The following is a 24,001-nucleotide window of genomic DNA, read 5'->3' as shown; positions in this document are numbered from 1 at the left end:
TGCCATGAACCCGATTCACGTCATTGGCGATTACCGCGCTCAACTGGGAGAAACCCCGGTGTGGTGCGAGCGCAGCCACTCTTTGCTGTGGGTGGATATCGTGGCAGGAAAGCTGCTGCGCTACTGGCCGAAGGACGCTACCCGTATCGAAGTCCGTGACATGCCGGATTTCACCAGCGCCGTGCTGCTGACCGAAGACGCCGGGCGGTTTCTGGTGGTGAGCCAGACGGGCATTGCGCTGTATGACTACGAAAGCTCGCGTTTCACGCCGCTTTGCGACTGGCCGGAAGCCCGCGACACCCGACCAAACGAAGCCGCTATCGCACCGGATGGCGCGTTGTGGTTCAGCTCAATGGATGTGAACGCCGAACGGCAAGTGGGCTGCTGGTATCGTCTCGCAGGGCCACATGCGAGGCCGCAAAAGCTGCTGACGGCGCAATGGGTGCCTAACACGCTGATCTGGTGGCAGGACGAGATCTGGTTTGCGGATTCGCTTAACGGCTGTTTCTACCGTGCGGCTTATGCCAGTGGCTCACTGAACATTCAACAGCGCTATCTGGTCGGGGGAACACCTGACGGCTCATCGCTGACCCGCGATGGCTGGCTTATCAACGCCCGCTGGGGCGATGCGAAGCTGGTGTACTGCGATCTCGGCCACGCGTCGCCAGAAGAAACTGGCGCGCTGGCGCTGCCGGTGCGTCAGCCGAGCAATTGCACCTTTGGCGGTGACACGCTCAACGACCTCTACATTACTTCCGCTCGTGACGGGCTGCGCCAGCCGCAGGCCATTGACGGCGCACTACTCAAAATAACCACAACGATGACGGGCCAGCCCGCTCGCCGGTTCCGTCTTTAATTCCTTTTACCCTCAAGGCATGACGATGAGTACATTGACTTCACCAGTAAATACAAACCGGCAAACGATCCTCGTTTGTTTTCTCGCTGCGCTGGCCGGACTGCTGTTTGGTCTTGATATGGGTGTTATCGCCGGCGCGCTGCCGTTTCTTGCTCAGGAATTTACGCTCAGCAGCCACAGTCAGGAAGTGGTGGTCAGCGTGATGATGTTCGGCGCCGCGCTGGGCGCGTTGTGCAGTGGTCCGATGTCGTCGTCGCTGGGACGGCGGAAAAGCCTGCTGATCGGCGCGCTGCTGTTCGTGGTGGGTTCTGTGGGTTGTGCGATGGCGCCAGCTCTCTCAGTGCTGGTCATTTCACGCTTTATTCTCGGGCTGGCGGTGGGCGTCGCGTCATTTACTGCACCGCTTTATCTCTCTGAAATCGCGCCGGAACGCATTCGCGGTAGCATGATTTCTCTGTACCAGTTGATGATTACTATCGGCATTCTGGCGGCGTTCCTTTCTGATACCGCGTTCAGCGCGGGCGGTCACTGGCGCTGGATGCTGGGTATCATCACGTTCCCGGCGCTGGTGCTGTTCATCGGCGTATTAACGCTGCCTGAAAGTCCGCGCTGGCTGGCGATGAAAGATCGTCATGAACTGGCGGCGAAGGTGCTGAAATTGCTGCGTAACAGCGATCAGGAAGCGCGTGAGGAACTGGCGCAAATCCGCGAAAGTGTGAAGATGAAACAGCGCGGCCTGCAGTTGTTCCGCCATAACCCGCATTTCCGTCGCTCAACGTATCTCGGTGTGCTGTTGCAGTTTATGCAGCAGTTCACTGGCATGACCGTCATCATGTATTACGCGCCAAAAATCTTTGAAATTGCCGGTTTCACCACCACCCGCGAACAGATGTGGGGCACGGTAATTGCCGGGCTGACTAACGTGCTGGCGACCTTTATCGCCATCGGTCTGGTGGATCGCTGGGGGCGCAAACCGATCCTCAAACTCGGTTTCTCCGTGATGGCGGTTTGCATGGGACTGCTCGGTTATCTGTTTTACAGCGGTATCAGCGCAGGGGCGGAGCAGTATGTCGCAGTGGCGGTACTGCTGATCTTCATCACCGGTTTTGCGATGAGCGCCGGGCCGTTGATCTGGGTATTGTGCTCGGAAATCCAGCCACTGGCTGGACGTGATTTCGGTGTCACCTGTTCAACGATGGCGAACTGGATCGCTAATATGATGATCGGCGCCACCTTCCTGACGCTCATCGACACCATCGGCAGTCCGAACACCTTCTGGCTGTACGCCCTGCTGAACGTGGTATGCATCGTACTGACACTGATCTTCGTCCCGGAAACAAAAAACATCTCGCTGGAAAACATTGAACGCAACCTGATGCGCGGTGCGCCACTGCGCCATATCGGGCAGACGCCGCATACCCACAGCGTCATTACCACTGAACGGAGCCTCTGAGTATGAAAATTCATGAAAATCAGGTGTACCGCAAAGTGACCCGGCGACTAATACCGTTTCTGATCCTGTGCTATTTCTTTGCCTATCTCGATCGCGTGAACGTCGGTTTTGCCAAGCTGCATATGCAGGATGCGCTGAATTTCAGTGAGACGGTGTACGGCCTCGGCGCAGGGATTTTTTTCATCGGCTACTTTCTCTTCGAACTACCGAGCAACTTGCTGATGCAGCGCTTCGGGCCGCGCTTCTGGATTGCCCGCATTATGGTGACCTGGGCGGTACTGTCGGCTGGGATGATGTTTGTTACCACACCAACGCAGTTTTACGTACTGCGTTTCCTGCTCGGCGTAGCGGAAGCCGGATTCTTTCCTGGCATCGTTTTTTATCTGACGCTGTGGTTCCCCTCCTGGCGCTCAGCGCGCACGCTGGGGTTGTTTATCCTGGTGACGCCATTGTCGACGATTATCGGCAGTCCGCTCTCAGGCCTGATTCTCAAGTTGTTTGAAGATGTTAGCGGCCTGCACAACTGGCAATGGCTGTTCCTGGTGGAAGCCGTACCGTCATTTCTGCTGGCGTTCGTGGTGTTACGCTACCTTGATAACGATGTGAAATCTGCAAAATGGCTCAGCAATGATGAAAAACAGCTGATCCTCAATGACCTGGAGAAAGATGCCGGCAATCGCGAACAGGCCAGCCATGGCAAGGTCGACAGCAGTCTGAAAGCGATGTTCAGCAACGGCTACGTCTGGCTGCTGGCGCTGGTGTTTTTCAGTTTCAACATCGGTTACTACGGCATTAATTTCTGGTTGCCGTCGATCATTAAAAGCTCCGGTGTCAGCGACGATCTCCTGATTGGTCTGCTGGCGGCACTGCCCTATGTATTTGGTGCCGCGTTTATGGTGTGGAACAGCCGCCATTCTGACGTCAGACAGGAGCGTCGCTGGCATATCGCTATTCCGGCTGTTATCGGCTGTGTCGGGCTGACGCTGAGCGCATATTGCAGTGGTTCAACCTTCTGGATGATGGCATGGATCTGCGTCGCCATGTCCGGCACCCTTGCACTGATCCCCACCTATATCAGCCTGCCCGGGGCCATGCTTTCCGGCACGGCGGCCGCGGCGGGCATTGCGCTGGTGAACTCGGTGGGTAACCTCGCCGGTTTCTTCGGGCCTACCGTGCTCGGCTGGCTGAAAGACACCACCGGCAGCACCGATATCGGTCTGTATATCCTGGCGGGATTCTTGTTGCTTTGCGCCCCGCTGATCCTGGCTCTGCCTGCGCGACTGGCAAATCCAACGCGCCACCGAACACCTGAACACCCCACCGCGCAGCCTGATGCTGCCAGTAATTATCGCTAAACGCTAAAGAGAACGTTATGAAGAGTGAATGTGGAGGATGTGCCAGCTGCGGCACGCATTTCAACCCAATCCTCGAAGGAGACAGCGGCGCGCTGAAACGTGCGCTGTATAAATCGATGGGGCATACGGATGAACAGCTACGCCGTCCGGTGATCGCTGTAGTGAACAGTTACACCAACGCCACCGCCGGGCACGTGAATCTGAATGAGCTCACCGCAAAGGTGTTACAGGGCATTGAAGAGGCGGGCGGCGTTGGCATGGTGTTTGGCACCATCGCGCCCTGCGACGGGATCGCCGAAGGGCATCTCGGGATGCGTTATATCCTTGCCGCGCGTGAAGTGATTGCCGCTTCTATCGAAACCATGATGCGTGCGCACCGTTTCGACGGCATGGTACTGCTGGGCTCGTGCGACAAAATCGTCCCTGCGATGCTGATGGCGGCGGCACGGCTGGATATCCCGGCGATTATGGTTAATGGCGGCCCTATGTATCCGGCGGAATACAAAGGCAAACACTGGGACGGCAATATCGTCACGGAAGCGGTGGGCTGGAAAGCACGCGGCGAAATCACCGCCGCCGAATTTGCGCATATCGAAGATATCGCCGAGCCGGGGCCGGGCTCCTGCACGATGTACGGTACTGCCAATACCATGTGCGCCATCGCTGAAGTGCTCGGCATGAGTCTGCCCGGCAGCAGCATGTTGCCTGCGGTTTCCACCGCCCGCCGTGAGTGCGCGCTGGAATCCGGGCGTCAGGCGGTCAGGCTGGTACGCGATGGCGTCAATGCGCGGCAGATTATCACCCCGGACGCGCTGCACAACGCCATGGTGTATCTGTTAGCCACGGGCGGTTCCACCAATGCCATTCTTCACTTGCAGGCGATTCACTACGAAGCGGAACTGGGGCATCTGCCGCTCGCGACGTTTGATGCGCTCAGCCATCGGGTGCCGCTGGTGGCCTCGCTCTACCCGGCATCGGAATACGACATGATCGATTTCTACGAGGCGGGCGGCGTGCCGGCGGTCGAACATGAAATTGCCGCGCTGATGCGCCCGAATGCATTAACTGTTGTCGGCAAAACCAAAGGCCAGTTGCTGGCGGAAGGTCAGCGTACCCGCCGACCGGAGGTGATCCAGACGCTGGCGATCCCGGTACGTAACGAAGCGGGCGTCGCCGTCTTACATGGCAATCTCTCGCCGCTGGGCTGCGTGGTGAAACCCGCTGCGGTGCCGGAACATTTAATGACATTCCGCGGTCCCGCGGTGGTGTTTAACAGCGAAGACGATTCGGTTACTGCGATCATGTCAGGGCGTATTCAGCCTGGCAGCGTGCTGGTGTTGCGCTACGAAGGGCCGAAAGGCGGGCCGGGAATGCCGGAAATGTACCGTCCTATGAAATCACTCGAAGGCATGGGGCTTTCCGACAGTTGCGCGTTGATTACCGACGGTCGTTTTTCCGGCTCTAATCGTGGGCTGTTTGTCGGGCATATTTCACCGGAAGCGATCGACGGCGGTACGCTGGGGCTGATTGAGAATGGCGACGAGGTGTCGATTGATATCCCCGGTCGTACGCTGATGCTGCTCGTTGATGAAGCAGTACTGTCTGCACGCCGTGCGTACTGGCAGCCAGTCAATAAAGCGGTACCGCGCGGTTTTCTGCGTCTCTATCGTCGCTGGGCGCTGCCTGCGGCGCAGGGCGCGGTGCTGGCAGACGGGGAGGATGCGTGATGAGCATGCACTATAAGGCCAGCGAAATTGTTGGCGTCAATCCGATTGTCGCCATGCCGTTTACCCCGGACGGGGAGATCGACGAGCGCAGTTTTGTCGCGCTGCTTGAACATCTGGCCTTAACCGGCACGCAGGGCGCCACGCTGTTTGGCATTGCCAGTGAATTCCCAAAACTTGACGATCGCGAGCGCGAGCGGCTGGCGCAGATGTTCGTCAGTACGCTGGCGGGTAGTACGTTGTATCGGGCGATGTCGGTCACCGATCACAGCACCGAACTGGCGGTAAAACGAGCCCGTTATTACGCTGATCTGGGCGCAGATGCGTTAATGCTGCTGCCGCCGTTTTTTCTACAGCCGGACGCGCAGGCCATTCAGGCACATATTTTCGCTGTGCTGGAAGCGGTCGATATTCCGGTGATGGTGCAGTACGCACCCGGCGAAACCGGGCTCGCCATCACCCCGGAACAGCTGGCTGCGGTGGCGTCCCGTTATCCGCATGCGGTGTTTAAAATCGAATGCAATCCGCCCGTCGCTTACACCCGCGAGTTTCTCGCCCGGGCGCCGCAGGCCAGCGTGCTGAATGGCTATGCCGGGCTGTACATGCTGCAAATGCTTGAGGCTGGCGGCAAGGGCGTGATGCCGGGTTGCTCATTTACTGAAATCTATACCCGGATTTATCGCCACTGGCTGGCGGATGAGAGCGATCAGGCGCAGGCACTGCATCAGGCGATGCTGCCGTACATCCAGCGCTGGATGAGCCACTGCGAATATATCATTCAGGTAGAAAAAACGATCCTGACGCGGCGCGGAATTATTGTCAGCGATTACTGCCGCCGTCCTGGCTGGCATCTGAGCGCGGAAGATAACGCGCTGATTGACCAGTTTATTTCTCAGTTTCATTTATCCACTGCGGGTAATCACCGCTAAGGGAGCAGGTATGATGCAACAGAAAACCCCCCGCGTCGTTATCGTGACAGGGGCCAGCCAGGGGATTGGTCAGGCAATTGCAGAGACCTTTCTGCACCACGGCGACATTGTGATTGGCTGCGCTTTTTCCGCGCTGAGCAACGCGCCGCAGGCGCAGAAAATGCTGGCTGACTGGCCGGAGCGCTTTTTCTATCATTCCGTGGATGTCACGCAGACGGAACAGATCAAACAGTTTATCAGCGAGGCGGAGCAGCGGTTTGGCCGCATTGATGTACTGGTGTCAAACGCCGGAAAAAATGTATTCAAAGGCATTGATTGCGACGAAAGCGACTGGTCACGAAATTTCGACCTGAATCTGCGTTCGCACTGGTATCTGGCGAAATGTGCGCGTCCGGCGTTGCAGAAAAGCCGCGGCGTGATCCTGATAATGACCTCCAACCACGCGTTTTCTACTATGCCCGGTTGCGCGCCTTATAACATCAGCAAACGCGCATTACTGTCCCTGGTACAAAGCCTGACGATTGAGTGGGGGCCAGAGATCCGCACCGTGGGCATCGCGCCAGGGTTTATCGATACGGACGGCAACCAGGCGTGGTTTGATGCCCATCCGGATGCGCGACTGGCACGCGAAAAGACCATCAAAAAACACCCGGTCGGGCGCATCGGGCGGCCTGAAGAGGTCGGCGAGCTATGTCTCTATTTAGCCAGTGAGAACGCCGGATTCATCGCCGGTACCACTATCGTGATGGACGGTGGTCGCAGTGCCATCATGCAGGACGAAGACGACGCATAACGTTACAGGTCATCTTCCGCCGTCAGGCACTGCAAATGGCCGTGCCTGACGCCGCGTTCGGCAATCATCTCATCGGCGAAATGCTTAATTTCATGCATGTTGCCCTTCAGTACCGCAATCTCAAGGCAGTCCTCATGACTGATATGCACATGCAACGTAGCGACTGACAGGTCGTGATGATGATGCTGGCTGGAGACCAGACGGCTCGCCAGATCGCGCTTTTCATGCTCATACACGTAAGAGAGTACGGCGTAGCCCTGGCGATCTGCCTGCTGGCTTTTCTCCTGCACCAGCGCGTTACGTAAAATGTCACGAATTGCTTCGGAACGGTTGCGATAGCCGTGATGCTCGCTGAGCGCATCCAGGGTAGTTAACAGATCGTCATCAAGGGTAATGGTCACGCGCTGCATGCGAGTTTTCCTTTAGTCAGGGTGGCGGGAAACGCAGGCAGTACAGCACGCTGAAGCGCCTGTCCTGCGGCGGTCTGAAAACGAAGCGGCGACTGCACGACAGTGGTTTCCACCAGTTGCCCGCACTCCATTACCATCACCCGCTGGCAAAACCGCTCGACCAGCCGCAGGTCGTGGGTGATGAACAGGCAGGCGACGCCGGATTGCTGTTGCAGTCGTTTCAAAAGACGAATAATGCCTGCCTGCAGGACGAGATCGAGGCTGGAGACGGCCTCGTCGAGGATCAGCAGTTTGGGTTCGACAATCAGCGCACGTGCCAGACACACCCGCTGAAGCTGGCCGCCGCTGAGCTGCGGCGGCCGTTTATCCAGCATCGACAGGTCAAGTTCAACCGCTTCCATCATCGCCGCGATTTTCTGTTGCTGTTCCTGCCGCGAACAACGCATCAGGTGGCGCAACGGCTCGCGAATAATCTCGCGCACGGTCTTACGCGGGTTCACCGCGCTGATCGCATCCTGAAACACCATCTGAATGTCGCGGTAAAAACCCCGCTTAGCCTCGCCTTTCAGCGCAGCAAGCGGTTTGCCCTGCCATAGGATCTCGCCCGAGGCTGGAGTTTCCAGCCCGACCAGCAGCCGCGCTAATGTACTTTTGCCGCAGCCACTGCGCCCCAGCAGGGCGACGGTTTCGCCGGGCCTGAGTGCGAAGGTAACGTCGTTCAGCACAGCGGGGCGCCGGGGATAACCGTGATTTAACTGACTGACAGTGAAAAGCGTCATTGCGGTAACTCCATGCCATACAGCGCCAGATGCGCCGCCAGTAATTGCCGGGTCACCGGGTGCTGCGGTGCGGTAAACAGCGTTTCTACGTCGCTGTACTCAATGATGCGGCCATTGTCCATCACCGCGACGTCATCGGCCAGCCGTGCGGCGACGCCCATATCATGGGTCACCAGCAGTAATCCCGGTCGTCGGGTCTGCATCAGTGAATCGAGCAGATCAAGAATGCGCGCCTGCGCTACAGCGTCGAGATCGGTGGTTGGTTCATCGGCGATGATAAACGGTGCGTCGCTGAGCACCGCCATCGCCATCATCATCCGTTGCAGCATGCCGCCGCTCATTTCGAACGGGTAGAGCGTCAGCACGCTGTGGGGGTTGTCCAGCCCGACACTCTCCAGTGCGGCAAGCAGTGTCGCGTCATCAAGGGGTTTTCCCAGCGCCCTGCAGGTTTCCCGCGCGTGCGTCGCCATGGTGTAAAGCGGGTTAAAGGCACTGCGCGGGTTTTGCATGATAGTGGCGACCATCGTGCCGCGCAGGCTCGCAGGCGATACCGCCCGACTGTCTGCCAGCACTTCGCCCGCTGTCTGGCGTACGCCTGCTGGTAATACACCCAGCGCGGCGGCGCAGGTCAGTGATTTTCCGCTGCCGCTACCGCCGAGCAACGCCAGCACACGGCCTTTACGCAGTGTCAGCGACACGCCGTGCACCAGCGGGCGTTCGGCACTCAGGGTGATGTTGTGCAGTTCCAGTTGCGAGGTCATCCGTGGCTGTGCTCCGCATTGAGGTACGGGTCGAGGCGATCGCGCAGCGCATCGCCGGTCATGTTAAAGGCCATTACGCTGATGAACAGCGCCAGTCCGGGCCACAACATCTGCAGTGGCTGCGTCCAGATGTACTGCCGCGCATCGTTGATCATTACACCCCATTCCGCCGTCGGCGCGCTGACGCCGAGACCGAGAAACGACATCCCCGCGACGTGCAGCATCATATGGCCGATATCCAGCGTCGCCAGCACGAGCAGCGACGGCACCACTGCGCCCGCCAGATGGCTGATAAACACCTGCACATGGCTGGCGCCGCTCAGGCGGGAGGCCAGTACAAACTCGCGGTGGCGCAGGGACAGCACCAGATTACGCACCATGCGGGCATACCATGCCCAGTGTGACAGGGCGATAGCGATGATTACGTTAGTTAACCCGGTACCGAGTACGCCAACCATAAAGAAAGAGAGGATCGACGTCGGAAAGGTCATGAACATATCGGCGATGCGCATGATGGTTTGATCCACGCGACCGCCCAGCAAACCGGCGCTGCCGCCGAGCGTCAGACCGAGGGCGAGGATCAGCACCAGGCAGAGCATCACGGAGCCCAGCGATACGCGGGTGGCGGCGAGCAGACGGGAGAAAATATCACGACCCAGGTGATCGGTGCCGAGCCAGTGCGCCGCATCCGGCGGCAGCAGACGCTGCGGTAAATCAATGGCCAGCGGATCGTAAGGCAGCCACCACTGGCTGGTCAGTGCGATCAGCATCAACAGCACAATGGTTATCAACGCCAGGCGAACCGGCAAGCGTGCCGTCAGGAAAAAATTCATGCCTGTGCTCCTTCATGACGACGAATACGCGGGTCGAGCGCCGCGTTCAGCACGTCCACCACCAGGTTGCACAGCACGAATACGGTGACCATTAGCAGGGTGAAACACTGGATCACCGGATAATCGCGGTTGAAGATGGCCGACACCGCGTAGCGCCCGACGCCAGGCCAGGCAAAGATGTTTTCGATGATCATCGTGCCGCCAATCAGCTCACCGATGTGCATCCCAATGGCGGTCACCACCGGCAGCGTGGCGTTACGCAAAACATGCCGTTGCTCGACCTGCCGCTCGCTAAGTCCGCGCAGGCGCGCCCAGACCACGTGGCGCTGCCCGGCGGCGTCGAGCATGCTGGCGCGCAGCAGACGGGCGTTGATCGCCAGCGACATAAACGCGATAGAGACGGCAGGCAGAATGATATGTTGCCACCCGCCGTAGCCCATCGCCGGGAGCCATTGCAGATGGACGGAGAAAAACATGACCAGCAAAAAGGCGAGCCAGAAATTCGGCATCGACACGCCGAGAAACGCGATAACACGAACAGCGAAATCCGGCAACCGGTCGCGGTGACGCGCCGCCAGAATACCGAGCGGCACCGAGGTCAGCAGAATTAACATCAGCGCCGCGCCGGTCAGTTGTAGCGTGGCAGGCAGGAAATGCAGCAAATCATCAAGCACCGGGCGCTGCGAGGCGTAAGACACGCCAAAATCGAGGTGCAGCGCGCGCCACAGCCACGTCAGATACTGCACCGGCAAGGACTGATTCAGGCCGAGCAGTTCCCGCGTCGAAGCGACCATCTCCGGCGTTGGCGGCAGGTTCGACAGGCGCAAATAATCCAGCGCCGGGTCACCCGACCCCAGTCGCAGCAGCAGAAAGATAATCGCTGAAGCGGCGAGGAGTATCGGGATGAGAAGCAGCACGCGCCGCAGCATAAATCGCAGCATCATGGCGTTTCCGGGTGAATGCGCTCAAAGGGAATATCGGTGGCGATGGGCGCAAACGGGATCTTGCCGAGCGCCGGGCGCGACACGGACATCAGCGAGGCATAGCTAATCGGCAAATAGACCGCGTCATTGTGCAGTCGCGTCAGCACATCACGGTAAAGCTGCTGGCGGTGCGTGTTGTCGGTGGTGGTGAGAATTTCACCGATCTCGCTATCGATCAGTTTCTTGTCTGGCAACCCCTGCTGCGCCTGGAAATCAGCATGTGACGGTACGCGCATCGAGCTTAAATAGGCGTGAGGATCGTACGGTGCGCCCCAGGTGCGGGTGAAAATCATGCCGAAGCGACCATCACGCTGGCGGGCATCAATGCTGCTCTCTTCTTCGCCGACCATCGTCACGTCGACGCCGATCTGGCGCAGATTCGCCTGAATGATTTCCGCCATAGATTTGCTGAGCGCATCGGTACCCATAAAGGCCAGTTCGATGGTCAGCGGCTGGCCGTTTTTCTGCCGGATGGTTTTCCCAGCAGGCAGCGTCCAGCCAGCCTGCTCCAGCAGTGAAACGGCTTTATGCGGATCGTACTGGCGCGGCGACAGCGGAATGTTGGCATACGGCACCGAGGGGGCAAATAGGGTATCGGCCACCTTTTGTGTGCCGTACAGTGCGCTGTCGATCAGCGTTTTTTTATCGACTGCATAGTTCAGCGCTTCACGTACCGCCAGTTCACGCGTTGGCCCTTTCGCGGAATTAAGCGCAAGCAGAATAGTTTCCATTGATGGCGACAGTGCAGTGTGATACTCCGGCTGGTGGCGGAAACGTTCAAAGGTATCGAGCGGCAGCAGACCTTCATCTCCGTACAGCAAATCCACCTCGCCCGCTTCAAAGGCAATCGCCCGGCTGGTCGGGTCCGGGATCACTTTGATGGTGATCTGGCGGAGGGCCGGTTTCTCACCCCAGTAGTTGTCGTTACGCACAAACACGTCGTACTGGTTCATCTGTGAGGCCTTTAATATCCACGGCCCGGTGCCAATCGGTGCCTTGATGCCGGATACTGTACCGTTCTCTTTAAACTGCGACGGCGCGATAAAACGGAAAGGGCGCGGCAGCGAGAGTTCTTGCAGGAAAGGGTAGTAGGCGCTTTTCAGGGTAATTTGCAGCTGCTGGGGGCTCAGGGCTTTGACCGCGACAATTTGATTGGTCAGCTCCAGCCAGGCATGCCGTGGGCGATTCGCCAGCACCGCCGCGAAATTGGCGACCGCGGCATCAGCATTAAACGGTTCGCCGTTGGAGAAGCGTACATCATCCCGCAGCGTGAAGACCCAGGTTTTACCGTCAGCCGAGTGGGTCCAGCTTTTTGCCAGCCAGGGCTGAACACTGCCGTCAGACTGATACTTAACCAGTGGCTCATACACCATGCTTTGGGCGAACATCTGGTTTGGCGTGTAAAGGTGAGGGTTGAGTGGGCCGGCGTTGACCGGCCACGCGGTGGTCAGTTCATCAGGCGCGGCGGCGTATGCCAGCAGCGAGGTGCAGGCCAGAAACGCCAGCAGGAGTGAACGGAGAGTAGACAATGGCTTCGCCTCTGCGAAATCAGGTATCAAAGTATGATGATTTTAATAATTCATCATACTTTTGACGTAATCTGGATCAAAGCAAGGGCAGATAGTCATCCACTTTTTAACGCAAATTATTGCTGGTTTACTGCTGAAATAAATCTGACATATATTCGATATAGCCCTGGTTTTCCTCAGGATGACAAGAAATATAAAAAGTTCAATATAAATGAAGACTGTTTAATAATGGTTGAATATTGTGAGCAGGCTCGCGTTATTTCGCCGTGATGTATTCTTTTCTTAAGCTTTTGTCATCGTTCAATATATTGATTTTTAATATGTTTTATAAAATTCATGATCTCTTTATACCTTTCTTAATCTTGTCCTAATCTTACGTGTTTATATTTTCTCGCAAGTTGATGCTCCGTTTAATAAATACCGCATCGGCGTCGATTTCATTTTCGTTTTGTTTAACTCCTCTGGCGCACGATGACCGGATGAGTAAACCAGATGCACCGAAGCCTTTACAGGTAAGGAATAAAGATGAGTGATTTTTTACCTTTCTCGCGCCCCTCTATGGGAGAAGCGGAATTCGCTGCGCTTAAAGAGGTGTTGCAGTCCGGCTGGATCACCACCGGGCCAAAAAATCAGGCACTTGAAGAGGCGTTTTGTAGCCTGACGGGCAACCGCCATGCCATTGCGGTGAGTTCGGCGACGGGCGGTATGCATGTCACACTGATGGCGCTTGGCATCGGCCCGGGCGATGAAGTCATTACCCCGTCGCAAACCTGGGTTTCAACGCTGAATATGATCGTGCTGCTCGGCGCGACGCCGGTGATGATCGATGTCGATCGCGATAACCTCATGATCACCGCTGACGCCGTGGAAGCCGCCATTACGCCACGTACCAAAGCGGTCATCCCCGTTCACTACGCGGGAGCGCCAACGGATATCGATGCGATTCGCGCCGTTGCTGACCGTCACGGTATTCCCGTGATTGAAGATGCCGCGCATGCCGCCGGAACCTACTACAAGAACCGTCATGTGGGCTGGCAGGGTACGGCGATTTTCTCTTTCCATGCGATTAAAAACATGACCAGCGCGGAGGGTGGCCTGGTGGTCACCGACGACGACCAGCTGGCCGCGCGCATCCGCAGCCTGAAGTTTCACGGTCTCGGTGTGGATGCCTACGACCGCCAGACACATGGCCGCGCACCGCAGGCGGAAGTGATCGCTCCGGGCTACAAATATAATCTTGCCGACATCAACGCCGCGCTGGCACTGGTGCAACTGGGAAAACTCGGACAGGCCAACCAGCGCCGCCATGAGATCGCCCGACGCTATCTCAACGAGCTGGCGGATACACCCTTCCAGCCGCTGGCCGTTCCCGAATGGGACCACCTGCACGCCTGGCACCTTTTCATCATCCGCGTGGATGAAACGCGCTGCGGCCTTAGCCGTGACGCGTTGATGGAACAACTGAAAGCCAGAGAGATCGGTACCGGGCTGCACTTCCGCGCTGCCCATACGCAGAAATATTACCGCGAACGCTTCCCAGACGTTTCTCTGCCGAATACCGAATGGAACAGCGCGCGCATCTGCTCACTTCCCCTTTTTCCGGATATGACTCATGACGACACAACCCGCGTCATTGCCGCACTCCATCAGCTTGCAGGACATTGATATGTTTAGTTATCCCCCCGTCCAGAAAGTGTCGGTGGTCATTCCTGTTTTTAATGAGCAGGAGAGCCTGCCGGAGCTGATTCGCCGTACCGACGCCGCCTGTGCGTCGCTGGGGCGTGAATATGAAATTCTGCTGGTTGACGACGGCAGCAGTGACGACTCGGCGCAAATGCTCTGTGACGCCGCTGACTCGGCGGGCAGCCACATTGTCGCCGTGTTGCTCAACCGCAACTACGGCCAGCATTCGGCAATCATGGCGGGTTTCAGCCACGTCACTGGCGATCTGATTATTACTCTTGATGCTGATCTGCAAAATCCACCGGAAGAGATCCCGCGACTGGTGGCGAAAGCCGATGAAGGCTACGACGTGGTTGGCACGGTACGGCAGAACCGCCAGGACTCCTTTTTCCGCAAAACCGCGTCGAAGATGATCAATCGCCTGATCCAGCGTACGACCGGTAAAGCGATGGGCGACTATGGCTGCATGCTGCGCGCTTACCGCCGCCACATCATCGACGCGATGCTCCATTGCCACGAGCGCAGCACGTTCATTCCTATTCTGGCGAACACCTTCGCCCGCCGCGCAGTGGAGATCCCGGTGCTGCATGCCGAGCGTGAGTTTGGCGATTCCAAATATAGCTTTATGCGGCTGATTAACCTGATGTACGACCTGGTGACCTGCCTGACTACCACACCGCTGCGCTTGCTGAGCGTTTTCGGCAGTGTCATCGCGCTGCTGGGGTTTGCCTTCTCCCTCCTGTTAATCGTGCTGCGACTGGCGTTAGGCCCGCAGTGGGCGGCGGAAGGGGTGTTCATGCTTTTCGCCGTGCTGTTCATGTTTATTGGTGCCCAGTTTGTTGGCATGGGCCTGTTGGGTGAGTACATCGGCCGTATCTACAACGATGTGCGTGCTCGTCCCCGTTACTTTATTCAACGCGTCGTCCGCAAGGGCGAGACGGTATCTCAAGAGGAAGATCAGTCATGAAAGCCGTTGTATTCGCTTATCACGATATGGGTTGTACGGGCATTCAGGCGTTGCTGGACGCCGGATACGACATCGAAGCGATTTTTACCCACCCGGATAACGCTAACGAAAATCACTTTTTCGGCTCCGTGGCGCGTATCGCCGCTGAGCAGGGTATTCAGGTTTACGCGCCGGATGACGTTAACCATCCGCTGTGGATCGAGCGCGTTCGCGCCATGAACCCGGACGTGATTTTCTCATTCTATTACCGCAACTTGCTGTGCAATGAGATCCTCTCCGCGGCCCGTCTGGGGGCGTTTAACCTGCATGGTTCGCTGTTACCGAAATACCGGGGACGCGCACCGCTGAACTGGGTGCTGGTTAACGGTGAGAAAGAAACCGGCGTCACGTTGCACCGCATGACCGCGCGGGCTGATGCCGGCGATATTATCGCGCAACATCGCGTGGCGATTGATGAGGCGGACGTCGCGCTGACCCTGCATCACAAGCTTCGCGATGCCGCAAAGGCGTTGCTGTATGACACGCTGCCTGCCCTTCGGGAAGGCCATTTTAACGAAACGGCGCAGGATGAAAGCCTGGCGACGTATGTCGGTCGCCGTACCCCGGAAGACGGGCGTCTGGAGTGGGACAAACCCGCTGCTGAGCTGCACAACCTGGTGCGGGCCGTGTCTGATCCATGGCCGGGGGCGTTTGGCTATGCCGGAGCCAACAAATTTATCGTCTGGAAATCCCGCCTGCATCGCGAGATGCAGGGCGCGAAACCCGGCACCGTGCTGTCGGTTGCGCCGCTGATTGTCGCCTGTCGCGACGGCGCGCTGGAGATCGTCACTGGCCAGGCCGAGCATGGCGTGTATGTGCAGGGTGGCCAGCTGGCGCAGGCGATGGGGCTGGTGGCCGGAGCGCTATTGAGCAGCAAGCCGGTTGTCGCTATTAAGCGCCGTACGCGGGTGCTGATCCTCGGTGTGAACGGGTTTATCGGCAACCATCTGACTGAACGGCTGCTGGCTGACGACAACTACGAAATTTACGGTCTGGATATTGGCTCCGACGCTATCAGCCGTTTCCTCGATTGCCCGCGTTTCCACTTCGTTGAAGGCGATATCAGTATTCACTCAGAATGGATTGAGTATCACATTAAGAAGTGCGACGTGGTGCTGCCGCTGGTCGCCATCGCCACGCCAATCGAGTACACCCGTAACCCGCTGCGCGTGTTTGAGCTGGATTTCGAAGAGAACCTGAAAATCATCCGCGACTGCGTGAAGTACAATAAGCGCATCATTTTCCCGTCGACCTCAGAAGTGTACGGCATGTGCACCGACAAGCATTTCGATGAAGACACCTCAAATCTGGTGGTCGGGCCGATCAACAAACAGCGCTGGATTTACTCCGTGTCCAAACAGCTGCTTGATAGGGTGATCTGGGCGTACGGCGACAAGCACGGGCTGAAATTTACCCTGTTCCGGCCGTTTAACTGGATGGGGCCGCGCCTCGACAACCTTAACGCCGCGCGTATCGGCAGCTCACGCGCCATTACGCAATTGATCCTTAACCTGGTGGAAGGTTCGCCGATTAAACTGATTGAAGGCGGCAAGCAGAAACGCTGCTTTACGGACATCAGCGATGGCGTCGAAGCGTTGTTCCGTATCATCGAAAACAAAGAAGGCCGTTGCGACGGGCAGATCATTAACATCGGTAACCCGGACAACGAAGCGAGCATTAAAGAACTGGCAGAGATGCTGCTGGCGAGTTTTGAACGTCATCCGCTGCGCGACCGCTTCCCGCCGTTCGCCGGTTTCCGTGAAGTGGAAAGCAGCAATTATTACGGTAAAGGGTATCAGGACGTGGAGCACCGTAAACCCAGCATCCGCAATGCGAAGCGCTGCCTGAACTGGGAACCGGTAGTCGGGATGGAAAAAACCATCGATGAAACGCTGGATTTCTTCCTGCGCACAGTCGAACTGGCGGATGAAAAGGCCTCATGAGAAAAGTTGGTTTACGCATTGATGTGGATACTTTTCGCGGCACCCGCGAAGGGGTTCCCCGCCTGTTGTCGTTGCTCCGTGAGCACGACATTCGCGCAAGCTTCTTTTTTAGTGTGGGGCCGGACAACATGGGGCGTCATCTCTGGCGCCTGCTGAAACCAAAATTTCTCTGGAAAATGCTGCGCTCGCGCGCGGCATCGCTCTATGGCTGGGATATTTTGCTGGCGGGCACTGCCTGGCCCGGACGCAGCATCGGTATCGGTAATGCCAGCATCATTTGCGCAGCGGCGAAGGAGCATGAGATCGGGCTGCACGCCTGGGATCATCATGCCTGGCAGATGTGGAGTGGCGTCTGGTCGCAGCCACGCATGGAGCAGGAAATTGCCCGTGGTTTGCAGGCGCTGGAAGCGATTATTGATCGTCCGGTAACCTGCTCGGCAGTGGCGGGCTGGCGGGCGGATCAGCGCGTGGTGCAAGCAAAAGAGGCGTTCGGTTTTCTCTACAACAGCGATTGTCGTGGCACGAGACCGTTTTTGCCCCGGCTCGACAATGGCGAAGTGGGCACGGTGCAGATCCCGGTGACGTTGCCAACGTGGGACGAAGTGGCGGGCAGCACGGTGAGCGCCGACGGATTCAACCGTTACCTGCTGGATCGTATTCATCAGGATAACGGTGTGCCGGTTTATACCATTCACGCGGAAGTGGAAGGGATCATTGGCGCGCCGCAATTCGCGGCCCTGCTTGAGCAGGCAAAACAGGAAGGTATTGTTTTTTGCCCGCTCAGCCAGATGCTGCCGGAGAGCTTCAGCTCGCTACCGCAGGGCGAGATTGTGCGTGGCGAAATGGCAGGCCGGGAAGGTTGGGTTGGGTGTGAATATTTACGAGAGCCCGGTTTATGAAATCACTGCGCTATGGCGTTTCACTGGTTATTCTTTTCGCGCTGTATTACCTGATCCCGCCGCATTTCCGCCTGCTCTGGCAACCGGACGAAACCCGTTATGCCGAGATCAGCCGTGAAATGCTCGCCTCTGGCGACTGGGTCGTGCCGCACTTTTTAGGGCTGCGCTATTTCGAAAAACCGATCGCCGGTTACTGGGTTAACGCCATCGGCCAGTGGCTGTTCGGCGACAGCAACTTTGCGGTGCGCTTTGGCTCGGTGTTTTCTATTACTCTCACCGCATTACTGGTCGCCTGGCTGGCATGGAAACTGTGGCGGGACAAGAAAACCGCCGTGCTGTCTGCGGTGATTTTCCTCACCGCGTTTCTGGTCTACGGCATCGGAACCTATGCGGTGCTCGACCCGATGATCACCCTCTGGCTGGTGCTGGCGATGTGCAGCTTCTGGGCGGCGTCGCAATCGCCCACGCGTGGCGGCAAAATCGGCGGTTACCTGCTGCTGGGTGTCGCCTGCGGCATGGGCGTGATGACCAAAGGCTTTCTGGCGCTCGCCGTGCCGGTGATCGGCGTGTTGCCGTGGGTGATTGTAAAAAAACGCTGGCGCGAGGTGCTTTTCTACGGCTGGCTGGCGGTACTGGTGTGTGTATTAACTGTGTTGCCCTGGGGGCTGGCGATTGCCCATCGTGAGCCAGATTTCTGGCGCTATTTTTTCTGGGTTGAGCATATTCAACGTTTCGCGCAAAGCGACGCCCAGCACAAAGCGCCATTCTGGTATTACCTGCCGTTCCTGATCGTCGGAAGCCTGCCGTGGCTGGCGCTACTGCCCGGCGCACTGAAACGTGGCTGGCAGGATAAAAATGGCGTTCGCGCGGAATTTTACCTGCTGGGCTGGGTGGTGATGCCACTACTGTTTTTCAGCATCGCGAAAGGGAAACTGCCGACCTATATTCTGCCCTGCTTTGCGCCGCTGGCGATACTGATGGCGCGCTACGCGCTGGAGGCGGTGACGCGCAGCAGCCGGGCGCTGACCGTCAATGGTGTCATCAATATTGCGTTCGGGGTTATTGGTCTGGCAGCGGTACTGGTGGTCTCGCCGTGGGGCTTGCTCAGGCACCCGGTCTGGACGCCTGTCGAACTGTATAAATGCCTGCTTGCCGCTCTCGCCTTTGGCGTCTGGGCGTTGATGGGCTGGCTCGCTATCAAAGACGGCGTGCAGCGCTGGGCGCTGGCGGCCTGCTGCCCGTTGGGACTGGCGCTGCTGGTGGGCTTTGCCATCCCGGATCGAGTGATTGACGGCAAACAGCCGCAATTCCTGATCGACATCGTCAGCGAATCACTCACCCCCAGCCGCTACGTGCTGACCAATGAAGTTGGCGTCGCCGCCGGGCTGGCATGGCAGCTTAAACGTAACGATATCATCATGATGGGCATGCGTGGGGAACTGGAGTATGGTCTGTCGTATCCGGAAGGAAAGTCCCGCTATATCGATAAATCCGACTTCAGCGCCTGGCTGGAACAGCACCGTCAGCAGGGGCCGGTTTCGCTGGTGCTGAAATTAGAGAGGGGGCAAACCATCGCCGAATTGCCGCTGCCGAAGCCCGACTATGTCTATGTGATGGGGCGGATGGCCTTTCTTCAGTATCTGCCGCAATGACGGCGTGGATCTGTCTCGTGCTGGCGAGTCTGCTGAGTTGCCTCGGCCAGCTGTGCCAGAAACAGGCCACGCGTCCGGCGAAAACCGGCGCGCGCGGGCGGCATATTATCCTCTGGCTGGGGCTGGCGCTGCTGATGCTCGGTGGCGGTATGCTGCTGTGGCTGCTGGTGCTGCAGCGCGTTCCCGTCAGCATTGCTTATCCGATGCTGAGCCTTAACTTTGTCTGGGTCACACTGGCGGCGCGTCTGGTCTGGCGTGAGCCAGTGACGTTGCGACACTGGACCGGCGTCGTGCTGATTATTGTCGGCATTGTCATTCTCGCAGGGAGCTTCTGATGGGCATTCTCTGGGCGTTACTGAGTGTGATTCTGGTCAGTGCGGCGCAACTGACGCTGCGCCAGGCGATGTTGCAGCTTCCTCCAGCGCCCGCGCCGGAACTGTTTTTGCCGCATCTGTTGCATGCGGCGCCGGGTTCGCTGCCGCTGCTGTTCGGCCTGCTGGGTTATCTCGCGTCTATGGTGTGCTGGTATCTCGCTCTCCACCGTTTGCCGCTCTATCGTGCCTATGCGCTGCTGAGCCTCAGCTATATTCTGGTCTGGGTCGCGGCGATGACGCTTCCCGGCTGGCATGAGCCCTTTTCCTGGCGCGCGTTGTTCGGCGTTGTGGTGATTGTGTGCGGGGTGATGGTGATTTTCACCCCGCAGAAGAAACGCTAACCGGGCAGGCGGCTTTTCGGTCGCCCCGGCCCGAGCAGGATCGCCATTTTGCTGCCGCCCGTGGTGGTCTCCATCCAGATTTTACAGACACTGGTCAGCGGTACCGAGAGCAGCATGCCGACCGGCCCTAACAGCCAGCCCCAGATCAGCAACGACAGAAACACCACCAGCGTCGACATACCCAGCCGGTGGCCCATCATGCGTGGTTCAACGATATTGCCCAGCACCATGTGTACCGCAAAGAACAACGCCCCAACCATCAGACATTCATAATAACCGTTGAATAAGAACGCCTGAATCATGGGGGGGATCGCGGACAGCACCGCGCCGATATTTGGCACATAGTTGAGTAAAAACGCCAGCACGCCCCACATTAAGGCAAACTGGATGTCCAGCAGTGCCAGTCCCAGCCAGACAATCGCCCCGGTCCACAGGCTGAGCAGCGTTTTCAGCGCCAGATAATGCGACACCCCTTTTAGCGCCCGGTGCAGCCCGGCGATGTGGATCTGCGGCTGTGCGAGGGCGAAACGCAGCTTGTACGGCACATGGCGCACTTCGAACAGCATAAACACCACAGTCATCATCAGCAGCAAAATACTGGCCATCGCCCCCGACAGCCCGGCCATCATGGTGGTGGCAAAGGCCATCATTTTGTCGGAATCCATGCGCTGCAACAGCCGTTCGGGCGACATGCGCAGGTGCAGGAAAGGCAGCGTTTCCTGAATATCAATTAGCTTACGGGTCAGCTCCTTGTTGTATTTCGGCATCATGGCGATGAATTCATTGATTGAGGCCGCCAGCACGCCAACCAGTGCGGTGAGGACGCACAGCATCACGACCACAACGATGGTAATCGCTACCGGGCGTGACAGGCCGCGGCGGATAAACCAGCGCACCAGCGGATTGAGGATGATGGCGAAAAAGAGTGCCATCAGCAGTTGAACGATGATATCAGCAGCGGCATGAATACCGGCCAGAATGACAACAAGCGACGCCAGCTTGAGTAGGATGTGCAATCCCGCTTTGTCGGGAACAGTGGAGGTCATAGTCGTGTCCTTTACGATGGTCGCCATTAAGTGTAGCGGTTCGTTGCGGGCTTACTGTCTGAAAGTCGGTGCGAAAACGCGTTTCATCATGCAATAATGCAACACAGTTGTGGAAATCCGGGTAACGCTATGCCTGACTCCGTCTCGGGGCAAGAACTGACGGGCTTGCGCCTTAACTTACGCATCGTCTCTGTTGCGATTTTCAATTTTGCCAGCTATCTCACCATTGGCCTGCCGCTGGCGGTGCTGCCCGGTTACGTCCATGACGTGATGGGGTTCAGCGCCTTCTGGGCGGGGCTGGTGGTGAGTATTCAGTATTTCGCCACGCTGCTCAGCCGCCCTCATGCAGGGCGTTATGCCGATCTCCTCGGGCCAAAAAAAGTGGTGGTGTTTGGGCTGTGTGGTTGTTTCCTCAGTGGTGTCAGTTATCTGCTCGCCGGGTTCGGTAGCGGCTGGCCGATCTTCAGTCTTATTCTGTTGTGCGTCGGGCGACTGATCCTTGGTGTCGGGCAGAGTTTCGCCGGTACCGGTTCGACGCTGTGGGGCGTGGGTATGGTGGGATCGCTGCATATCGGGCGGGTCATTTCGTGGAATGGCATCGTGACCTACGGCGCGATGGCGATGGGGGCGCCGCTGGGTGTGCTCTGCTATCAGTACGGTGGGTTACACGGACTGTCGCTGACCATTATCGCCGTGGCGCTGGTGGCCATTCTTGGCGCGCTGCCGCGCCCGGCGGTGAAAGCGGGTAAGGGCAAACCGATGTCGTTTCGCGCGGTGCTCGGGCGTGTCTGGTTGTATGGCATGGCGCTGGCGCTAGCCACCACCGGTTTTGGCGTGATCGCTACTTTTATCACCCTGTTTTATGACGCCAGAGGCTGGGATGGCGCAGCCTGGGCGTTGACCTTTTTTAGCGTGGCGTTTGTCGGTACGCGGTTGCTGTTTCCCAATGGCATTAACCGTCTCGGCGGGCTGAACGTGGCGATGCTCTGCTTTGTGATTGAGATTGTCGGCCTGCTGTTGGTAGGCGTTGCGGCGTCGTCCCTGGTGGCGAACATTGGCACGTTCCTCGCGGGGGCAGGCTTCTCGCTGGTCTTCCCGGCGCTCGGCGTGGTGGCGGTGAAAGCGGTGCCGCAGCAGAATCAGGGCTCCGCGCTGGCGACTTACACGGTATTTATGGATATGTCGCTCGGGATCACCGGGCCGCTAGCCGGGTTGATGATGGCGTACGCGGGCGTATCGATGATTTACCTGGCGGCGGCGGGGCTGGTGCTCGTGGCGTTGTTGCTGGTCTGGCGGTTAAAAAAATGGCCCCCGGTTACGGAACCGGAGGCCGCATCGTCAGCGGAGTAATTACTGGATGACAAGGGTGTTAATGATGTTTTCCGCCGCGGTCTGCGCCTGCTGCTGATTGTCGGCAGGCAGCGTGACCTGCATCGTCAGCAGTTTGTTGTCGACTTTACCCAGCACGACGGACGAGTAGGCCGTTTGCCCTTTGGCAGAAATAATGCTGTCGAGCTGTTGCAGCGTGTGGCCTTTCAGCTCGATGGATTTGTTGGTCACTACCTGCAATTGCGGGTCGCGGTTGCGCTGCTGATCTTCAAGACGCTTCGCAAGCAGAGATAAATCTTCTTTTGTGTCGTCGCCGACAATCACAATGACCGCTTTCTGCCCGGTGGCATCAGAGTAAACATGCATATTGTTGGCTTGTGTTCCCAGCTTGCCGCTCTGGTCGGTCATGTCCGCCGGCAGAGAGAAGGTGAGTTTGCCGTCCAGCAGGCTGACCGGCTGACCTGACGCGTTGCTTTCCGCATTCGCACCCTGAGCGGGCGCTTTCGTGTCGCTGTTATCACAGGCCGCAAGCCCCATCACCAGCAGGCCAATACCGACATACTTAACCAAATTGCGCATTGACTTCTTCCTTTCGATAAACGGCCATTAATGGCTCATTCAGATATCTTATCACAACCGCAGACGTGAAATTTTACCCCGCCTGCAATGGTGACAATTCAGATTTATCTGTCAGCCTTTTCAATAGCATATTCAGCAAAACGCCGTACATCGGCAGGAAGAAAATCAGGCTGATAAGCACCTTGAAGCTGTAATCGACCAGCGCGATTTCCACCCAGTGCGCCGCCATAAAGGGATCCGGGCTGTGCCAGAAGGCGATGAAAAAGAAGGCGAGCGTGTCGCTGATGTTACCGAACAGCGTCGAGGCAGTCGGCGCCAGCCACCAGTGTCGGCTCTGACGCAGACGGTTAAAGACGTGAACGTCAAGGATTTGCCCCAGCGCATAGGCCATAAAACTGGCGGTAGCGATACGTGCCACGAACAGGTTGAAAGTGCCGAGTGCGGCAAAACCCTGCCATTCTCCCATATAAAACAGCGCCGAAACCACGTACGAAATCAGCAGCGCGGGCACCATCACGGCAAAAATAATGCGTCGGGCCAGCGGCGCGCCAAAAATACGCACGGTTAAATCGGTGGCAAGGAAGATAAAAGGAAAGCTGAACGCGCCCCAGGTGGTGTGAAAACCCAAAATGGTGATTGGCAACTGAACCAGATAGTTACTGGAGGTGATCACCAGCAGATGAAATAGCGAAAGCCAGATCAGCGCGTTTTTGCGCTGCATTACAGAAAACGTTCTCATTGTTG

24 protein-coding genes are annotated in these 24,001 nt (G+C 57.6%); 15 read left to right on the top strand and 9 right to left on the bottom strand.

Annotated elements, in window-relative coordinates; genetic code table 11:
• Positions 1 to 4 precede the first annotated feature (4 nt).
• The 6 genes from GTGU_RS15760 to GTGU_RS15735 are packed head-to-tail and all read left to right on the top strand — an operon-like array spanning position 5 to position 7,110.
• On the top strand, positions 5 to 856 hold the full coding sequence (locus GTGU_RS15760) for an SMP-30/gluconolactonase/LRE family protein (protein ID WP_038159018.1): 852 nt from the start codon (positions 5 to 7) through the stop codon (positions 854 to 856).
• A 25-nt stretch (positions 857 to 881) separates the two neighbouring features.
• Entirely contained in the window at positions 882 to 2,309 is a 1,428-nt protein-coding gene (locus GTGU_RS15755) for a sugar porter family MFS transporter (RefSeq protein WP_245609618.1), read from the top strand.
• Between the two features lie 2 nt (positions 2,310 to 2,311).
• The gene (locus GTGU_RS15750; protein WP_051857370.1) at positions 2,312 to 3,664 is read left to right on the top strand and encodes an MFS transporter; all 1,353 of its coding nucleotides are present in this window, start codon (positions 2,312 to 2,314) and stop codon (positions 3,662 to 3,664) included.
• A gap of 17 nt (positions 3,665 to 3,681) precedes the next feature.
• Positions 3,682 to 5,391, top strand: a complete 1,710-nt coding sequence (gene ilvD, locus GTGU_RS15745) for a dihydroxy-acid dehydratase (RefSeq protein ID WP_038159015.1) — start codon at positions 3,682 to 3,684, stop codon at positions 5,389 to 5,391.
• Positions 5,391 to 6,317: a dihydrodipicolinate synthase family protein gene (locus GTGU_RS15740; RefSeq protein WP_038159012.1), complete on the top strand. Its 927-nt coding sequence runs from the start codon at positions 5,391 to 5,393 to the stop codon at positions 6,315 to 6,317. Before ilvD ends, GTGU_RS15740 begins: the two co-directional genes overlap by 1 nt.
• Positions 6,318 to 6,327: 10 nt before the next feature.
• Positions 6,328 to 7,110, top strand: a complete 783-nt coding sequence (locus GTGU_RS15735; RefSeq protein WP_038159009.1) for an SDR family NAD(P)-dependent oxidoreductase — start codon at positions 6,328 to 6,330, stop codon at positions 7,108 to 7,110.
• Positions 7,111 to 7,112: 2 nt separating this feature from the next.
• Here the strand turns inward: GTGU_RS15735 and nikR are convergent, their stop codons facing one another.
• The 6 genes from nikR to nikA are packed head-to-tail and all read right to left on the bottom strand — an operon-like array spanning position 7,113 to position 12,405.
• Positions 7,113 to 7,520, bottom strand: a complete 408-nt coding sequence (gene nikR / locus GTGU_RS15730) for a nickel-responsive transcriptional regulator NikR (RefSeq protein ID WP_038159006.1) — start codon at positions 7,518 to 7,520, stop codon at positions 7,113 to 7,115.
• Entirely contained in the window at positions 7,508 to 8,299 is a 792-nt protein-coding gene (gene nikE, locus GTGU_RS15725; RefSeq protein WP_038159003.1) for a nickel import ATP-binding protein NikE, read from the bottom strand. The genes nikR and nikE overlap by 13 nt, the downstream gene beginning before the upstream one ends.
• On the bottom strand, positions 8,296 to 9,060 hold the full coding sequence (gene nikD / locus GTGU_RS15720) for a nickel import ATP-binding protein NikD (RefSeq protein WP_038159001.1): 765 nt from the start codon (positions 9,058 to 9,060) through the stop codon (positions 8,296 to 8,298). Before nikD ends, nikE begins: the two co-directional genes overlap by 4 nt.
• Positions 9,057 to 9,893: a nickel ABC transporter permease subunit NikC gene (gene nikC, locus GTGU_RS15715; protein ID WP_038158999.1), complete on the bottom strand. Its 837-nt coding sequence runs from the start codon at positions 9,891 to 9,893 to the stop codon at positions 9,057 to 9,059. The genes nikD and nikC overlap by 4 nt, the downstream gene beginning before the upstream one ends.
• Complete coding sequence (gene nikB, locus GTGU_RS15710) at positions 9,890 to 10,834, bottom strand: nickel ABC transporter permease subunit NikB (protein ID WP_038159182.1); 945 nt, start codon at positions 10,832 to 10,834, stop codon at positions 9,890 to 9,892. The genes nikC and nikB overlap by 4 nt, the downstream gene beginning before the upstream one ends.
• Complete coding sequence (gene nikA / locus GTGU_RS15705; protein ID WP_038158996.1) at positions 10,834 to 12,405, bottom strand: nickel ABC transporter substrate-binding protein; 1,572 nt, start codon at positions 12,403 to 12,405, stop codon at positions 10,834 to 10,836. The genes nikB and nikA overlap by 1 nt, the downstream gene beginning before the upstream one ends.
• Before the next feature lie 33 nt (positions 12,406 to 12,438).
• On the opposite strand from nikA, the gene GTGU_RS15700 reads away from it, so the two are divergent.
• The 8 genes from GTGU_RS15700 to arnF all read left to right on the top strand — a co-directional run bounded on the left by GTGU_RS15700 (position 12,439) and on the right by arnF (position 20,303).
• On the top strand, positions 12,439 to 12,675 hold the full coding sequence (locus GTGU_RS15700) for a hypothetical protein (protein ID WP_038158993.1): 237 nt from the start codon (positions 12,439 to 12,441) through the stop codon (positions 12,673 to 12,675).
• A 255-nt stretch (positions 12,676 to 12,930) separates the two neighbouring features.
• The gene (arnB, locus tag GTGU_RS15695; protein ID WP_038158990.1) at positions 12,931 to 14,070 is read left to right on the top strand and encodes a UDP-4-amino-4-deoxy-L-arabinose aminotransferase; all 1,140 of its coding nucleotides are present in this window, start codon (positions 12,931 to 12,933) and stop codon (positions 14,068 to 14,070) included.
• 1 nt (position 14,071) lies between these two features.
• A complete protein-coding gene (gene arnC / locus GTGU_RS15690; RefSeq protein ID WP_038158987.1) occupies positions 14,072 to 15,055 on the top strand; it encodes an undecaprenyl-phosphate 4-deoxy-4-formamido-L-arabinose transferase in 984 nt (327 codons plus the stop codon).
• Positions 15,052 to 17,037 (top strand): bifunctional UDP-4-amino-4-deoxy-L-arabinose formyltransferase/UDP-glucuronic acid oxidase ArnA, encoded by a 1,986-nt coding sequence (arnA, locus tag GTGU_RS15685; protein ID WP_038158985.1) that lies wholly within the window; start codon positions 15,052 to 15,054, stop codon positions 17,035 to 17,037. Before arnC ends, arnA begins: the two co-directional genes overlap by 4 nt.
• Entirely contained in the window at positions 17,034 to 17,936 is a 903-nt protein-coding gene (gene arnD, locus GTGU_RS15680; protein WP_038158980.1) for a 4-deoxy-4-formamido-L-arabinose-phosphoundecaprenol deformylase, read from the top strand. The genes arnA and arnD overlap by 4 nt, the downstream gene beginning before the upstream one ends.
• The gene (gene arnT, locus GTGU_RS15675) at positions 17,933 to 19,588 is read left to right on the top strand and encodes a lipid IV(A) 4-amino-4-deoxy-L-arabinosyltransferase (RefSeq protein ID WP_038158977.1); all 1,656 of its coding nucleotides are present in this window, start codon (positions 17,933 to 17,935) and stop codon (positions 19,586 to 19,588) included. The genes arnD and arnT overlap by 4 nt, the downstream gene beginning before the upstream one ends.
• Positions 19,585 to 19,923 carry a 4-amino-4-deoxy-L-arabinose-phosphoundecaprenol flippase subunit ArnE gene (arnE, locus tag GTGU_RS15670; RefSeq protein ID WP_038158975.1) on the top strand — a complete coding sequence of 113 codons (339 nt, stop codon included), beginning with the start codon at positions 19,585 to 19,587 and terminating at the stop codon, positions 19,921 to 19,923. The genes arnT and arnE overlap by 4 nt, the downstream gene beginning before the upstream one ends.
• Positions 19,923 to 20,303, top strand: a complete 381-nt coding sequence (gene arnF / locus GTGU_RS15665) for a 4-amino-4-deoxy-L-arabinose-phosphoundecaprenol flippase subunit ArnF (protein WP_038158973.1) — start codon at positions 19,923 to 19,925, stop codon at positions 20,301 to 20,303. The genes arnE and arnF overlap by 1 nt, the downstream gene beginning before the upstream one ends.
• Here the strand turns inward: arnF and GTGU_RS15660 are convergent.
• Positions 20,300 to 21,349 (bottom strand): AI-2E family transporter, encoded by a 1,050-nt coding sequence (locus tag GTGU_RS15660; protein ID WP_038158970.1) that lies wholly within the window; start codon positions 21,347 to 21,349, stop codon positions 20,300 to 20,302. The genes arnF and GTGU_RS15660 overlap by 4 nt on opposite strands.
• Before the next feature lie 129 nt (positions 21,350 to 21,478).
• Between GTGU_RS15660 and GTGU_RS15655 the strand changes: the two genes are divergently transcribed.
• The gene (locus GTGU_RS15655; RefSeq protein WP_038158968.1) at positions 21,479 to 22,699 is read left to right on the top strand and encodes an MFS transporter; all 1,221 of its coding nucleotides are present in this window, start codon (positions 21,479 to 21,481) and stop codon (positions 22,697 to 22,699) included.
• Here the strand turns inward: GTGU_RS15655 and GTGU_RS15650 are convergent, their stop codons facing one another.
• Positions 22,700 to 23,257, bottom strand: coding sequence for a DcrB family lipoprotein (locus GTGU_RS15650; protein WP_038158965.1), 558 nt, complete (start codon positions 23,255 to 23,257; stop codon positions 22,700 to 22,702).
• Positions 23,258 to 23,330: 73 nt separating this feature from the next.
• A complete protein-coding gene (locus tag GTGU_RS15645) occupies positions 23,331 to 23,996 on the bottom strand; it encodes a 7-cyano-7-deazaguanine/7-aminomethyl-7-deazaguanine transporter (RefSeq protein ID WP_038158962.1) in 666 nt (221 codons plus the stop codon).
• Positions 23,997 to 24,001: the final 5 nt, after the last annotated feature.

The sequence above is a fragment of the Trabulsiella guamensis ATCC 49490 genome (genome assembly GCF_000734965.1).
GTDB classification, from domain to species: Bacteria; Pseudomonadota; Gammaproteobacteria; order Enterobacterales; family Enterobacteriaceae; genus Trabulsiella; species Trabulsiella guamensis.
This window is presented reverse-complemented; position numbering and strand designations above follow the sequence as displayed.

Bases quoted from the DNA above. Each gene is read 5' to 3' on its own strand.
- GTGU_RS15760 (WP_038159018.1), top strand. From the start codon at position 5: ATGAACCCGATTCACGTCATTGGCGATTACCGCGCTCAACTGGGAGAA.
- GTGU_RS15755 (WP_245609618.1), top strand. From the start codon at position 882: ATGAGTACATTGACTTCACCAGTAAATACAAACCGGCAAACGATCCTC.
- GTGU_RS15750 (WP_051857370.1), top strand. From the start codon at position 2,312: ATGAAAATTCATGAAAATCAGGTGTACCGCAAAGTGACCCGGCGACTA.
- ilvD (WP_038159015.1), top strand. From the start codon at position 3,682: ATGAAGAGTGAATGTGGAGGATGTGCCAGCTGCGGCACGCATTTCAAC.
- GTGU_RS15740 (WP_038159012.1), top strand. From the start codon at position 5,391: ATGAGCATGCACTATAAGGCCAGCGAAATTGTTGGCGTCAATCCGATT.
- GTGU_RS15735 (WP_038159009.1), top strand. From the start codon at position 6,328: ATGATGCAACAGAAAACCCCCCGCGTCGTTATCGTGACAGGGGCCAGC.
- nikR (WP_038159006.1), bottom strand. From the start codon at position 7,520: ATGCAGCGCGTGACCATTACCCTTGATGACGATCTGTTAACTACCCTG.
- nikE (WP_038159003.1), bottom strand. From the start codon at position 8,299: ATGACGCTTTTCACTGTCAGTCAGTTAAATCACGGTTATCCCCGGCGC.
- nikD (WP_038159001.1), bottom strand. From the start codon at position 9,060: ATGACCTCGCAACTGGAACTGCACAACATCACCCTGAGTGCCGAACGC.
- nikC (WP_038158999.1), bottom strand. From the start codon at position 9,893: ATGAATTTTTTCCTGACGGCACGCTTGCCGGTTCGCCTGGCGTTGATA.
- nikB (WP_038159182.1), bottom strand. From the start codon at position 10,834: ATGCTGCGATTTATGCTGCGGCGCGTGCTGCTTCTCATCCCGATACTC.
- GTGU_RS15700 (WP_038158993.1), top strand. From the start codon at position 12,439: ATGATGATTTTAATAATTCATCATACTTTTGACGTAATCTGGATCAAA.
- arnB (WP_038158990.1), top strand. From the start codon at position 12,931: ATGAGTGATTTTTTACCTTTCTCGCGCCCCTCTATGGGAGAAGCGGAA.
- arnC (WP_038158987.1), top strand. From the start codon at position 14,072: ATGTTTAGTTATCCCCCCGTCCAGAAAGTGTCGGTGGTCATTCCTGTT.
- arnA (WP_038158985.1), top strand. From the start codon at position 15,052: ATGAAAGCCGTTGTATTCGCTTATCACGATATGGGTTGTACGGGCATT.
- arnD (WP_038158980.1), top strand. From the start codon at position 17,034: ATGAGAAAAGTTGGTTTACGCATTGATGTGGATACTTTTCGCGGCACC.
- arnT (WP_038158977.1), top strand. From the start codon at position 17,933: ATGAAATCACTGCGCTATGGCGTTTCACTGGTTATTCTTTTCGCGCTG.
- arnE (WP_038158975.1), top strand. From the start codon at position 19,585: ATGACGGCGTGGATCTGTCTCGTGCTGGCGAGTCTGCTGAGTTGCCTC.
- arnF (WP_038158973.1), top strand. From the start codon at position 19,923: ATGGGCATTCTCTGGGCGTTACTGAGTGTGATTCTGGTCAGTGCGGCG.
- GTGU_RS15660 (WP_038158970.1), bottom strand. From the start codon at position 21,349: ATGACCTCCACTGTTCCCGACAAAGCGGGATTGCACATCCTACTCAAG.
- GTGU_RS15655 (WP_038158968.1), top strand. From the start codon at position 21,479: ATGCCTGACTCCGTCTCGGGGCAAGAACTGACGGGCTTGCGCCTTAAC.
- GTGU_RS15650 (WP_038158965.1), bottom strand. From the start codon at position 23,257: ATGCGCAATTTGGTTAAGTATGTCGGTATTGGCCTGCTGGTGATGGGG.
- GTGU_RS15645 (WP_038158962.1), bottom strand. From the start codon at position 23,996: ATGAGAACGTTTTCTGTAATGCAGCGCAAAAACGCGCTGATCTGGCTT.